13 protein-coding genes are annotated in these 13849 nt (G+C 59.3%); 10 read left to right on the top strand and 3 right to left on the bottom strand.

What is annotated here, in order from left to right; all coding sequences use genetic code 11:
- Positions 1-143: 143 nt before the first annotated feature.
- The 6 genes from exaC (at position 144) to QMG40_RS07975 (ending at position 6148) form a co-directional block, all read left to right on the top strand.
- Positions 144-1667 (top strand): acetaldehyde dehydrogenase ExaC, encoded by a 1524-nt coding sequence (gene exaC / locus QMG40_RS07950; protein ID WP_283530277.1) that lies wholly within the window; start codon positions 144-146, stop codon positions 1665-1667.
- Between the two features lie 156 nt (positions 1668-1823).
- Entirely contained in the window at positions 1824-2240 is a 417-nt protein-coding gene (locus tag QMG40_RS07955; RefSeq protein ID WP_283530279.1) for a DUF779 domain-containing protein, read from the top strand.
- Between the two features lie 327 nt (positions 2241-2567).
- Positions 2568-3179, top strand: a complete 612-nt coding sequence (locus QMG40_RS07960; protein WP_283530282.1) for a Maf family protein — start codon at positions 2568-2570, stop codon at positions 3177-3179.
- Between the two features lie 124 nt (positions 3180-3303).
- Positions 3304-3747, top strand: coding sequence for a hypothetical protein (locus QMG40_RS07965; RefSeq protein ID WP_283530284.1), 444 nt, complete (start codon positions 3304-3306; stop codon positions 3745-3747).
- A complete protein-coding gene (locus QMG40_RS07970) occupies positions 3744-4061 on the top strand; it encodes a winged helix-turn-helix domain-containing protein (protein WP_283530286.1) in 318 nt (105 codons plus the stop codon). The genes QMG40_RS07965 and QMG40_RS07970 overlap by 4 nt, the downstream gene beginning before the upstream one ends.
- 272 nt (positions 4062-4333) lie before the next feature.
- Positions 4334-6148 carry an acetyl/propionyl/methylcrotonyl-CoA carboxylase subunit alpha gene (locus QMG40_RS07975; protein ID WP_283530288.1) on the top strand — a complete coding sequence of 605 codons (1815 nt, stop codon included), beginning with the start codon at positions 4334-4336 and terminating at the stop codon, positions 6146-6148.
- Positions 6149-6206: 58 nt separating this feature from the next.
- On the opposite strand, the gene QMG40_RS07980 is transcribed toward QMG40_RS07975, so the two are convergent.
- A complete protein-coding gene (locus tag QMG40_RS07980) occupies positions 6207-7616 on the bottom strand; it encodes an MFS transporter (protein WP_283530291.1) in 1410 nt (469 codons plus the stop codon).
- A gap of 311 nt (positions 7617-7927) precedes the next feature.
- Complete coding sequence (locus QMG40_RS07985) at positions 7928-9361, bottom strand: NAD(P)H-quinone dehydrogenase (protein WP_459252971.1); 1434 nt, start codon at positions 9359-9361, stop codon at positions 7928-7930.
- Positions 9362-9454: 93 nt separating this feature from the next.
- Between QMG40_RS07985 and QMG40_RS07990 the strand changes: the two genes are divergently transcribed.
- From QMG40_RS07990 to QMG40_RS08005, 4 genes are all read left to right on the top strand, one after another.
- Positions 9455-10276 (top strand): purine-nucleoside phosphorylase, encoded by an 822-nt coding sequence (locus QMG40_RS07990; protein ID WP_283530293.1) that lies wholly within the window; start codon positions 9455-9457, stop codon positions 10274-10276.
- A 33-nt stretch (positions 10277-10309) separates the two neighbouring features.
- On the top strand, positions 10310-12184 hold the full coding sequence (locus tag QMG40_RS07995; RefSeq protein ID WP_459252972.1) for a phospho-sugar mutase: 1875 nt from the start codon (positions 10310-10312) through the stop codon (positions 12182-12184).
- Positions 12185-12268: 84 nt separating this feature from the next.
- Complete coding sequence (gene deoC, locus QMG40_RS08000) at positions 12269-12976, top strand: deoxyribose-phosphate aldolase (RefSeq protein ID WP_283530295.1); 708 nt, start codon at positions 12269-12271, stop codon at positions 12974-12976.
- A gap of 84 nt (positions 12977-13060) precedes the next feature.
- Positions 13061-13285 carry a hypothetical protein gene (locus tag QMG40_RS08005; protein WP_283530298.1) on the top strand — a complete coding sequence of 75 codons (225 nt, stop codon included), beginning with the start codon at positions 13061-13063 and terminating at the stop codon, positions 13283-13285.
- Positions 13286-13390: 105 nt separating this feature from the next.
- Here the strand turns inward: QMG40_RS08005 and QMG40_RS08010 are convergent, their stop codons facing one another.
- Positions 13391-13729 (bottom strand): hypothetical protein, encoded by a 339-nt coding sequence (locus QMG40_RS08010; RefSeq protein ID WP_283530300.1) that lies wholly within the window; start codon positions 13727-13729, stop codon positions 13391-13393.
- Positions 13730-13849: the final 120 nt, after the last annotated feature.

The following is a 13849-nucleotide window of genomic DNA, read 5'->3' on the forward strand; positions in this document are numbered from 1 at the left end:
CCGACCAACGCCCAGCCGAGCAACGAGGCCACGTTTATCTGCCTCATACAGTGTGAGGCAGATCATGCAACGTGCTTGCAACCTCCCCACGCGTACGCTTCCAACCAAGGACGCTGAGGTCCCCCACGCAAAGGAGTTAGACCATGACTGTTTATGCACAGCCCGGTAGTGAAGGCTCAAAGGTCACGTTTAAGGACCGCTACGAGAACTGGATTGGTGGCGAGTGGGTTGCCCCGGTTAAGGGCGAATATTTTGAGAACATCACACCCGTCACCGGCAAGGTTTTCTGTGAAATTGCCCGCGGCACGGCCGAGGACATTGAATTAGCACTAGATGCAGCACATAAAGTGGCTCCCAGCTGGGGCAAAACTTCTGCCGCTGAACGCGCCGGAATTTTGAATAAAGTCGCCGACAGGATCGATGAAAACGTTGAGTTGCTGGCCGTTGCCGAAACCTGGGATAACGGTAAGGCAATCCGGGAAACCCTCAACGCTGATATCCCCCTAGCGGCCGATCATTTCCGTTACTTTGCCTCAGTGGTTCGCGCCCAAGAGGGCAGCCTCACTCAGATCGATGAGAACACCACTGCCTACCATTATCACGAGCCCCTCGGTGTGGTGGGGCAGATCATCCCCTGGAATTTCCCTATTCTCATGGCGGTGTGGAAGTTGGCGCCGGCCCTCGCGGCGGGCAACGTTGTTGTCCTTAAACCTGCTGAACAAACCCCCGCCTCCATTCTGGTCCTGATGGAACTGCTGGCAGACATTCTCCCGGCCGGTGTCATTAACGTGGTCAACGGCTTCGGTGTTGAGGCGGGCAAACCACTGGCCTCCTCCAAGCGCATCCGCAAGATCGCGTTCACCGGAGAGACCACTACCGGGCGGCTCATCAGCCAGTACGCGAGCCAAAACCTCATCCCGGTTACGTTGGAGCTGGGCGGCAAGAGCCCCAACGTCTTCTTTGAGGATGTTATGGATAAGAAGGATGCGTTCTATGACAAGGCACTGGAGGGCTTCACGCTCTATGCCTTCAATCAGGGCGAGGTTTGCACCTGCCCCTCACGCGCGCTGGTGCAGGAGTCCATCTATGAAAAGTTCATGGTAGACGCCATTGCCCGCACCGAGGCCATCATTCAGGGCAACCCGCTGGATACCAACACGCAGATTGGCGCCCAGGCTTCCAATGATCAGCTGGAGAAAATCCTCTCCTATATGGACATTGGCCAGCAGGAAGGCGCCAAGATCCTCACCGGTGGCGAGCGCAATATCCTCGAAGGTGACTTGGCTGGCGGCTATTACGTCAAGCCCACCATTTTTGAGGGCACAAATAATATGCGCATCTTCCAGGAGGAAATCTTTGGCCCTGTGCTGGCGGTGACAAAGTTTGATGACTACGCCGACGCCATGCACATTGCCAATGACACGCTCTACGGCTTGGGCGCAGGTGTCTGGTCCCGCAACGGCAATGTGGCCTACCGTGCAGGCCGTGAGATCCAGGCCGGGCGAGTGTGGGTGAACAATTACCACGCCTACCCCGCTGGAGCCGCGTTTGGTGGGTACAAGTCTTCAGGTATTGGCAGGGAAAACCACGCCATGATGCTCGATCATTACCAGCAGACCAAGAACCTGCTGGTCAGCCACGGCGAGGACAAGCAGGGCTTCTTCTAAACCGGACGCCGGGCACCCCAAATACTCAGAGCGGTGCCCGGCCCCGTCGCTCGCTCACTCCACGTCGTGTTTTAGCCATCGCGCGCTCACTCCACGTCGTGTTTTTGCCGTCGCTCGCTCACTCCACGTGCAACCGAGAAGAAAAGAAACCCTGCAATGACAACTACAGCCGATGTTTTGGATGCCGCCATCACCATCCCGGGTGAGAGCGAATCACGCGTGGCTTTATCTGGCATGGCAGTTGAGCTGTTGCAAAAGTTGTGGGGTTTGCACGGTCCGTTAATGTTCCATCAATCCGGTGGCTGCTGCGACGGCTCCTCCCCCATGTGCTACCCGGCCGGAGAGTTCATCACAGCCGAAGCGGACATCCTGTTGGGACTCTTTGAGCTTCCTGACTGCGGACCACTGGAATTTTGGATGTCCAAGGAACAATTCAACTACTGGTCGCACACGCATCTTACCGTTGATGTTGTTCCCGGACGCGGCAGCGGCTTCTCCGTTGAAGCCCCTGAAGGCAAACGATTCCTGATCCGATCCAAGCTCGTGGACGGGTTTGTTCCCGCCCAGACCTAGCCCCCGTCCCCTAAGCCTCGCGCCCTAGACACACCCCAAACCCCCCCCGGTTGAGATTGGAGATCATGACACGCATAAAGCCTATTTGCGCTTACGTTTAGACTGCTGCCGTTTTTGCACAATGACAGCCACTACGGCCACCACGATGGCGCCGGCCATGGCGATTTCCATTCGTTCCCCTCCCTCCGCCGTGTTCACAAACCAGCCTCAAGCATAGGCGAGGCCCCCTGAGGCAGAAAAGTCGCAGGCAAAAAAGCCTGAAGCGGAAAAGTCGGAGACGGGAAGCCGGATCAGGAAAGTTGGGCCGGCTAAGTCTAGGCTTGAGGCATGACCCAATCACTCGTGCTTGCCTCCGCCTCTCCCGCCCGCACCAGACTCCTCAGCGAAGCAGGCATTGCCCACACAGTCATGGTTTCCGACGTGGATGAGGACGCCGCCACCGCCGCTGCAGGTCCCCTGACACCACCCGAAACCGCCCTCCTGCTGGCCCGCGCCAAGGCCGAATCGGTTGCTTTGAACGCCCCAAACTCACTTGTTGTGGGCTGCGATTCAGTGTTTGAACTTGCGGGAGAGCCCTATGGCAAACCATGGGAACCGGAGGTGGCACGCGAACGCTGGCAAATGATGCGCGGCAAGTCAGGAGTATTGCACACGGGCCACTGGCTCATTTCCTTGGACGACGCCGGATCTTCCGTTGGGCACGGTGAGGTCACCAGCGCCGTGGTCACCTTTGAAGACGTGTCCGACGCCGAGATCGACGCCTACGTGGCTACCGGGGAACCTCTCGCGGTGGCTGGCGGATTCACTATTGACGGTCTCGCGGGAGCGTTCATCTGTGGTGTTGAGGGCGACCCCCACACTGTTGTGGGACTTTCGATCTCCACACTTCGCCGTCTGTTAGCCAAAACCGGCGTGTCAATCACAGATTTATGGGCATGACCTTTCTAATCGCGACAGCCCCCGAGAGCACAAATGGGAAGTGGATTTAGAGAAAGTACTTGACGTAATGGAAAGTACTTCTCTAGAATCGGTTCAGCGAACCATTCCATGAAAGGTGCTCCCAATGACTCAGGGCAACAATCCCCTCTCGGCAGAAGAGGCGCGGGCGCTCCTGGCCAGGGCTGACGGCATCAGCAGCACGGCCATCAACAACACCGGCTGGCCCACTGCAATGATCTTCAACAGCCTGGCGATCTTCGGCTCCCTACTCATGATTGGACTGCACATTGTTGCCCACACAGGGTACGGCGCCGCGCTCATAAGCATGTCGGTTGGTTTCTGGGCCGTCTTCTCCTCACTAACCTGGACCTTCATGCAGCGCACCACCAAGGCTGGTTACTCCAAACGGTTCCTGTCATCCATTGCCATTTACATGGGCTTGTACGTTGTGGCCCTGCTGATTGGAACGCTGGTATTCCCCCACGGCAGCCTCGCGTATTACATCACTGCGGCCGTGGTGCTTGCAGCAGCCGGTCTTGCCGGTGCGTTCAGGGAACTGCGGGCATGAAGGAGCAATCTGCGAACCCAGCGCAGCACCCCCGCCACGAACTCAGCGAAGTCCTTCATCAGCCCGTGCGGTTCTCCATTGCGGCCGCTCTGTCACGAACTGAAACCATGGACTTCAAGGACCTTCGCAATGCCATTCAGGTCAGCGATTCGGTGCTGAGCAAGCAACTCTCGGCACTGGAAAAAGCGGGCTATATTGATATTAAGAAGGCATTTGTTGGTAAGTTTCCGCGTACTTCGGTCAAACTAACAGCCTCGGGAACTCAGGCTTGGGAGCACCACTTGGCCACCCTGCGCCTGATTGCCGGCGGGTAGCGGATAACGGGGTAGCAAATACCCCGGAGCCCGCACGCGATTTCGAAGCGGGGCCAAGCCCACGGGCCGAAGGTCAGCCAAGCCCCCGGGCCAGAGTGCAGCCAAGTCAGCCAAGCCGCCTTGGCGGCGGTACCAACAGGGACGGGGTCACAAAGGAACTTTCTTGTAGGAAACCCACAAAATATTCCTTCCATACACGCATAAACAGTCTCATGTGTGCCGAAAATCCACATATCCACGCTAGGCTCGCTTGAGAATAGAAGGAGTCCCGTGTGACCATTTCACGCTCTGCAACTGCCAATGCAGCGGAGGCAACCCCGCTGACCAAAGTCCTGATAGCCAACCGCGGCGAAATTGCCGTCCGTATCATCCGGGCCGCTCGCGACGAAGGCATCCTCTCCGTTGCTGTCTACGCAGAGCCGGATAGGGACGCCCTCCACGTGCGCATGGCTGATGAGGCGTTCGCACTTGGCGGTGAGACGGCCGCCGATTCCTACCTGGTCATGGACAAGCTCCTTGCTGCGGCCCAGGCTGCAGGGGCCGATTGTGTGCACCCCGGCTATGGTTTCTTGGCCGAAAACGCCGTATTCGCCCAACGGGTCATCGATGCCGGCCTCACGTGGATTGGCCCGTCCCCTGCGGCTATCGCGGCTCTTGGCGATAAGGTTCAGGCTCGCCACATCGCCGAAAAGGTCGGTGCACCTCTGGTCCCCGGCACCAAGAACCCTGTTGAATCCACACAGGAAGTCCTGGCATTTGCCGATGAATTTGGGCTCCCCCTGGCCATCAAGGCAGCCTACGGCGGTGGCGGCCGGGGCATCAAGGTTGTCCACACTCGTGAAGAGATCCCCGAACTCTACGAATCTGCCGTCCGTGAAGCCGTGGCGGCTTTTGGTCGTGGCGAGTGCTTCGTGGAGCGTTTCTTAGAAGCTCCCCGGCACGTGGAAACCCAGTGTCTGGCGGATGCCGCCGGCAATGTGGTTGTTGTCTCCACGCGTGACTGCTCATTGCAGCGTCGTAACCAAAAGCTCGTTGAAGAAGCACCGGCGCCGTTCCTCAGCGATGATCAAAACAAGCGCCTCTATGAAGCCTCCAAGGCCATCATGAAGGAAGCAAACTACGTAGGCGCCGGCACGTGCGAATTCCTTGTGGGCCCGGATGGAACCATCTCCTTCCTCGAGGTCAACACACGCCTGCAGGTGGAACACACCATCTCCGAAGAAGTGACAGGGATCGATCTGGTCCGCGAACAGTTCCGGATCGCCCGCGGCGAGGAACTCGGTTATGGGGACCCTGAGATCCGCGGCCACTCCTTCGAGTTCCGCATCAATGGCGAGGATCCGGGCCGCGGCTTCATGCCAGCCCCCGGCACCGTCACCACCCTGATATTGCCCACAGGCCCCGGCGTCCGCGTCGATTCAGGCATCACCGCCGGCGAAGTCATTGGCGGGAATTTCGATTCCATGCTGGCCAAGCTGATCGTCACCGGCGCCACCCGCGAGCAGGCCCTCCAACGCTCCAGCCGCGCGCTGAGCGAAATGCAGGTCGGCGGCCTGCCCACAGTCCTGCCCTTCCACCGCGCAGTGGTGATCGACCCCGCCTTCGCCCCCACCGACGGCACCCCCTTCACCACTCACACGCGCTGGATCGAAACCGAGTTCAACAACACCATCCCCGCCTTCGATCTCACGGGTGTTTCCAGCTCAGCGGACGACGCCGGAACTCGCCAAAGCGTGACAGTTGAGGTGGGTGGCAAACGGCTTGAGGTGACCCTCCCGGCGTCGTTCGCTTCCAGCAATGGCAACAGTAGCGGCGCGAAGAAGGCCAAGAAGGCCGGGCGCAACCGCTCCTCCAACCCGGCGGCAGCCAACGGCAACGCACTGACTTCCCCTATGCAGGGAACCATTGTGAAGGTGGCAGTGGCGGACGGCGATGTGGTCTCAGAAGGTGACCTGGTGGTAGTGCTGGAGGCCATGAAGATGGAACAACCCCTCACGGCGCACCGGGCCGGGACCATCACCGGTCTAAGCGCGGCCGCCGGTGACACAGTTTCTGCTGGTGCCGTGTTGGCATCCATCGAAGACTAAGTACCAACTAAAGCGGGTCCCGAGCGACGCTCGGGACCCGCTTTAGTTTAACGCCTTGTTAGGTGAGGTTGGAGGTGTAATCCAGGTCGCGGGTTTCCTTCATGATCAGCAACGCAATCAAGGTCAGGACCGCCATGGAGGAGAGGTAAATACCCACCAGGACCGGGCTGCCGCCAGCGGACTGCCAGAGCGCCACCGCAATGAACGGGGCAACAGCAGCACCCAAGATGCTTGACATGTTGTAGCTGATGGCGGATCCCGTGTAGCGGACATTGGTGGGGAACAGTTCAGGGAGCAACGCCCCCATGGGCCCGAAGGTCAGCCCCATCAGTGTGAAGCCCAGGATCAGTAGTGTCATGACGCCTGCCAGGCCTGCACCGAACAGCGGTACAAAGACTAGGCCGAAGGCGATGATGGCACTGGTAACCCACAAAAGCGTTTTGCGTCGGCCAAACTTTTCGGCCAGAGGTCCTGAGACAAGGGTGAAGATGCCAAAGAACACCACGCCAATGATCAGCATGATCAAGAATTCGTTGCGGGTGTAGCCAAGTCCGGGGACCCATGAAGCAATAGCATCGGCACCCATGGGTTTGCCAGCGGCTTCCGCTTTGGCCTTCGCGGCCTCAATAGTTGCCGGCGTGGTGCCGTAGGAGAGCGTGAACGTTGTCATCAGGTAGAACAAAACGTAGGTGGCCAGCATAACGAAGGTGCCCAGGATCAGGGGACGCCAGCTTGTCTTGAACACGCGGCCAACAGGCAGCTTGGAGACGTGCCCCTGGTCAACAACCTGCTGGAAGGCCGGGGTTTCAACCAGCTTCAAGCGCACGTACAGGCCAATGATGACCATGACCGCGCTGAGCAGGAACGGGATGCGCCAGCCCCACGCCTGGAACTGGGCTGTGCTCAGGCCGAAGCTCAGAGCAAGGAAGATGCCATTGGCCAGGATGAAACCGATGGGAGCACCCAGCTGAGGGAAAGTTCCCCAGATGGCGCGCTTGCCGGCAGGAGCGTTCTCGGTAGCCAGCAGTGCGGCACCGCTCCACTCCCCACCCAACGCAAGGCCCTGCATGAAGCGCATAACAACCAGGAGGGCCGGGGCCCAGAACACCCAACCGGGCACAAGTGCCGTGGGCAGGCAGCCAATCAAGAACGTGGCAATACCCATTGTTAGCAGGGATGCCACCAGGGTGCCCTTGCGGCCCACCTTGTCACCAAAGTGGCCAAAGACAATCGATCCCAGTGGGCGGGCAACGAAGGCCACACCAAAGATCGCAAACGAGCTCAGCAGGGCTGTGGCAGCGTCAGCGTTGGGGAAAAATAGTGCCGGGAAGACCAGCACTGCTGCAGTTGCGTATACATAAAAATCGTAAAACTCAATGGTGGTGCCAATAAGGCTGGCAACAATGACCCGGCCTTTGGTGTTGACCTGTGGGTTCTCCACTGTCTCCGCTTTTTCAGGCGTGCTCATGGGGTGGCTTTCTCTAGGGGCCCTGCCGCTCATATTCGAACAGTCCATTTATGCGTGATCTGTGTCTCACGCATAAATAGCCAAGCTAACAGAAATCTAGAGATTAGCGGGTAAATAGTAGCGGCAGGACGGTTTAATTCGCTCTGCGGCTTTTAATCCTAGACCCTGCGTCCACCCACTGGACAATCTTTTCACTATGTGGACACGCTGCTGGCGGCCACTTCGATTTCTGCGCACCGTGAAGTGGCCAGGTGCCGCAGCGCTCACCGTAGCGGCACGCCAGCACTCAACGGTGCGCAGGAGTCCAAGTGCTACATGTGCACGTGCAGGCGCCGGGCGGCCTCGGAGATGGAGCCTGACATGGACGGGTACACGGTGAAGGTGTTGGCAACGTCATCCACGTGCAGTTTTTGGGTCACGGCTAGGGCGATCGGGAAGATCAGTTCACAGGCGCCAGCGCCCACCACCACGCCGCCAATTACTGTGCCAGAACCCTTACGGGCAATGATCTTGATGAACCCGTCATTGACGTTTCTCATCTTGGCCCGCGCGTTGGTTTGCAGGGACAGCTTGATAACATCCCCCTGGTACTTACCCGAGGCCAGATCCGCTTCCGAGACGCCCACGGAGGCAATCTCAGGGGATGTGAAGATATTGGAGGAGACCTGATTGAGCTTCAGTGGGCGCACACCATCGCCACCCAGGTGGGCTACGGCGATGCGGCCCTGCATGGCAGCCACGGAGGCCAGTGCAAACACGCCCGTGCAATCCCCCGCCGCGTAGACGTTGGATGCACTGGTGCGGGAAACCCCGTCAACTTTAATGTGGCCGCTGGGCGTGACTTCAACACCAGCAGCTTCCAAACCAATGTCGGTGGTGTTTGGAATGGAGCCAACACAGACCAAGCAATGCGTACCGGTGACCTTGCTGCCATCGCCCAACGTGACAATGACGCCGTTCTCGGTGCGTTCTACCGACTCTGCGCGCGAGCGAGAGAGCACGCGCAGGCCACGCCGTTCAAAGACGTCCTCAAGCACGGCCGCGGCGTCAGAGTCTTCACCGGGCAGCACCTGCTCACGGCTGGAAATCAAGGTGACTTTCGAGCCTAGGCCGTTGAATGCCGAAGCGAATTCCGCACCCGTGACACCGGAGCCCACCACAATGAGTTCCTTGGGCAGTTCATCGAGATCGTAAATCTGCGTCCAGTTCAGGATGCGTTCCCCGTCAGGCTGGGCGGTGGCAAGCTCCCGTGGGTGGGCGCCCACGGAGATCAGAATCGCATCAGCTTTGATGATCTCCTTGGATTCTCCGCGGTCAACCTCAATGGTCCTGTTATCCAGGAGCCGGCCGGTGCCAATGACGATTTTGACTCCTACCGCTTCAAGCCCGCGCCGAATATCGGTGGACTGTTCACGGGCCAGCAGCATCACGCGTTCGTTGATGTGCTTCAGATCGGCCTGCATGACCGTCTTGGGGTCACCATCCTGGGCGTTGAAACTCACACCCATCTCAGTAGAGTCAACGCTGCGGTTCATGGCCTCAGCCACGGCGATCAGCGTTTTGGACGGGACCACATCGGTTAGAACGGCCGCACCGCCTACACCGGAGCGTTCCACAATGGTCACTTTGGCTCCCATTGAGGCAGCCACCATGGCGGCTTCATAGCCGCCTGGACCGCCGCCAAGGATGGCCAGGCTGGGGAGGGCAAAGGGATTAATGATATCTGGTTGGCTCGTCACAATCATCCATTCTTCCCTAGCGGAGACTTTGCACCAACTTAGCCAAGGCAACAGGGCCCAACAGTGCGCCGCAGCGCGTTGTGCCGGTATGTTGGTTCTGTGACTAATTCTCAGGCCTTGGCCCACACTGACCCCAGCGATCTTGCCCGCGATGCGGCAGCCTACATTGCACAACACACAGGAGTTGCCCACCATGACCTAGCCGTGGTGCTGGGTTCGGGATGGGGTGAAGCTGCCGGTCTCATTGGTGAGGTCACGGCAGTTCTGGATGCCGCTGACGTGCCCGGATTCTCCGCGCCGGCCGTGGTGGGGCATACAGGTTCATTGACATCCATTCGCACCCCGGCAGGAAAAAACGTGTTGGTGTTGGGTGCCCGCACCCACTTCTATGAGGGCCGCGGAGTGCGTGCAGTAGTTCACGGCGTGCGCACGGCTGCTGCCACAGGAGCAAGCACCATTGTGCTGACTAACGGTTGCGGTGGCCTCAATGAGGCGTGGGCCCCGGGCACTCCTGTGCTGATTAGCGATCACATCAACCTGACGGCGGCCTCTCCGCTGGAGGGCGCCACTTTCGTGGACCTGACGGATCTATATTCAGCACGGTTGCGTGCGCTGGCCCGCGAGGTGGATCCCACCCTTGATGAGGGTGTTTACGCGCAGTTCACCGGCCCGCATTATGAGACCCCGGCGGAGGTGCAGTACGCCAAGCGTATTGGCGCTGATCTGGTTGGCATGTCTACGGCGTTGGAGGCCATCGCCGCCCGTGCCGCAGGCATGGAAGTTTTTGGCATTTCCCTTGTCACCAATCTGGCTGCCGGGATCAGTCCCACACCGTTGAGCCATGGTGAGGTCATTGCCGCGGGCGAGGCTGCCGGGCCCAGGATTTCGGCCTTGTTGGCAGACGTGATTGCTAAATTATAGGAGTTCGCCCCGAAGTCCGGTTACATTTGTCTCGTGAGACATCTTAATGAGTTCCGCTCCGAGTCCAATGCTGCGCTCGAGGCTGCGGCCTTGAAGACGGCCGCTACGCAGTGGGCCACCCATGACCCCGATCCGGCCACCGCCGCGCAATTGCAGGCCTTGATCGCCAGCACGGATCCCTCCGACGCTGCCGAGCTGGCTGATAGTTTTGCCGGCGATCTGCAGTTTGGCACGGCGGGTCTGCGGGCGGCCATGGGTCCTGGTCCCAACCGGATGAACAAGGTGGTGGTGCGCCGCGCCGCTGCCGGGGTGGCCGCTCACCTGCTGGCCCTGGCCCAAAAGGATCAGGCCCACAAGGATCAGGCCCAGGAGGAACTGGCCCAGGAGGAACTGGCCCAAAAGGCCCCGGACGACGTCGGAACCTCCTTCGCGTCTTCTCTCACCTACCAGCCCAGGGCTGTCGTGGGATTTGATGCCCGCTACAACTCAGCGGACTTTGCCCAGGAAACTGCCGCTATCTTCACCGCGGCAGGGATTGAGACGTTCCTGCTGCCGGCACCGCTGCCCACCCCTGTTCTGGCCTTTGCTGTGCGCTCTCTGGGGTGTGAAGCAGGCGTGATGGTCACGGCCAGCCATAACCCGGCCAGGGACAACGGTTACAAGGTCTATCTTGGTGGCCGGGCCGTGGAGGCAGAAGCCCGCGGCGTACAAATTGTGGCTCCGCATGATGCGCTCATCGCCGGGCACATCAAGGCGGTAGCGAACTCCGGCGAAATCGGCGAAACCTCCTCCATCACCTTGGCCCCCAATGGGTGGAGCGTTCTGGACCCCGAGTTTGTTGAACGCTACAAGATAGCGGTGGTGGCCCTGGCTGACAGCGCTGTTTTCCCTGACCGGGATATCAGAATTGTCCATACCTCCCTGCACGGTGTGGGGCATGAGACGGCCATGGATGTGCTCCACAACGCCGGCTTCACCGACGTTCACGCCGTTCCCGAGCAGTCCGCCCCTGATCCCGATTTCCCTACTGTCACCTTCCCAAACCCGGAAGAGCCCGGAGCCATGGACCTGGCGTTTGCTTTGGCGCGGGAGGTGGGCGCAGACGTGGTCCTGGCCAACGATCCCGACGCCGACAGGGCCGCAGTGGGCGCCCTGGATCCAAATACTGGTCAATGGCGTCAGCTTCATGGGGACGAGGTGGGTGCCCTGCTGGGTGCCCACATGGTCGTCAGGGATCAGGACCCAAGTGGCGCAGAAACAAGGGTGTTCGCCAACTCCATTGTTTCTTCCAGACTGCTGGCCAAGATTGCTGCAGCTGCAGGGTACCGCCACGTCCAGACGCTGACAGGCTTCAAATGGATTTCGCGAGTTCCCCAGTTGACGTTCGGTTACGAGGAGGCGCTGGGCTATTGCGTGGCGCCGGAGCTGGTCCGGGACAAGGACGGGATCTCGGCAGGGTTGCTCATTGCCGAGATGGTTGCCGCGCTTAAGGCTGCCGGGCGCACGCTCTTTGACGTACTGGATGGGCTGGCGTTAGCTCATGGTTTGCATGCCAGCACTCAGGTCAGCATCAGAGTTGAGGACCCCCAAGGCATAGCGGACATGATGGCCGGGCTCCGGGCTGAACCGCCTGTCAGCTTTGATGGCTCAGAGGTTGCACAGTTCACGGATTTGGCGCAGGGTTCACCCGAGCTGCCGGCCACCGACGGTTTATCATTCTTGACGGAGAATGGCACACGGGTGATTGTGCGCCCCAGCGGCACCGAGCCAAAGCTCAAGTGTTATCTGGAGGTGATAGTGCCCGTGGCAGATAAAGACCAGCTCAGTGCAGCCCGGGAGGAAGCCAACCGGGCCTTGGCCGCCGTCGTACAGGACACAAAAGCGGCGCTGGGACTGGCAGCCAGCTAACCGCAGCAACAGCGCCCACGCGGTTTTCACGAACTCATGTGGCACCATAGTAGGTCTACAACCGCACTTGGGAAGGTACTCATCATGACACCCAACAGCCCCTTCACGGCTAATAACGCCGCTGACGATCTGGCCGCCTACATTGACCACACCCTTCTGGCGCCTCAGGCCAGCCGGGAAGAGATCCTGAAGCTGTGCAAAGAGGCAGCCGAGCACCACTTCAAGTCTGTCTGCGTCAACCCCGTCTGGGTAGAAACGGCCAAGAAGGCGTTGCTGGGATCAGGGGTGCTGACCTGCACAGTGGTGGGATTCCCGCTGGGTACCCACAACACTGATGTGAAGGTGTTTGAAGCTCGCGGGGCCACCATGGACGGCGCGGATGAGATTGACATGGTGATCAACATCGCCTCCGCCCGCGCACTGGATAAGGAAGCGCTCGTGTCTGATATTTCCGCTGTGGCTGAGGTGGTTCACGGTGAAGATTCCTTGCTGAAGGTCATTATTGAGACCTCCCTGCTCAGCGACGCTGAAAAGGTGCTGGCGTGCCAAGCCGCGGTGGAAGCCGGGGCCGATTACGTGAAAACGTCGACAGGTTTCAACGGTGGCGGCGCCAATGCCTCGGATGTCTCGCTCATGCGTCAAACCGTGGGCCCGGACGTTGGTGTGAAGGCATCAGGTGGCGTGCGTACCCGCGAAAAAGCACTTGAAATGATTGCCGCCGGGGCCACCCGGATTGGCACCAGTTCAGGCATTGCCATCGTCACCGGCGGTGCAGGCACCAGTTCGTATTAATCCGTACTAAGATCATGGGTAGATAAGCGCGCCGGCTCTCCGGTGCACCCCACCCAGTTCCCCACCTTGGGGTAAGGAGGAACCGTGTCCAACGGTAGCTACCGCCGCGAGAATGATCTTGTGCAGTCCGTCGTCTTGTTTGTTATCTTCTTCGCCTTGTTTCTTGGCGGAATCTTTGCCTTCTCCTACTGGTCCCTGGAGAGCTTTGCGCACGCGTTTGTGCCCGCCGGTCTTGGTCTGGGCTTGTGCACGCTGGCCATCTTTGTCCCTGTAACAATCATGGGCCGCTCCAACTCCGCTGGTGAGTAAGTAGTTGTAACAAAAGTAACCCGCACCAAATGATCCTTGGATCATTTGGTGCGGGTCTTTTTGTAATGAACGACGGCGTCACTAACCTTCTACGCCTGCCCCGGTTCAGGGATGGCCGGCATCTGTGCGGGCAGTGGTGGCCTCAACGCCTACCACTGTGGCCAGCAAATCTTCAATGGTATTTTCCATCCACTTAACGGCGTCTCTGGTATCGTTTGGCGCTGATCCGCTGGTTGGGCTCAGGGCGTTCAAGGCCAGGTAATCCCTTAGTTTGTCCTTGAGCTCCACGACGAGCTCAACGATCTCCCCCGAAACTTGTTGGTGTTGCTGCGCGCGGGATTGACGCACTCGTCTTTGGCCTACAAGAGTCAGCGGTCGCAGACTTTCTGGTGTAATTTCAGGGTTGCTGCCTGTGGCATTGTCATTTTCTCGTGGCGCTCTCATGGCAGCAACCCGGCCGTGGCATAAGCCAAGCAACCTGTCAGCAGCGGTGTTCTGTGTTGCAGTCGATTCATTGACATTGCGTCACTCCCCCGTAAATCGCGACTATTGATATTGCGCCGG

The organism is Arthrobacter antibioticus (assembly GCF_030063205.1).
Lineage (GTDB): Bacteria > Actinomycetota > Actinomycetes > Actinomycetales > Micrococcaceae > Specibacter.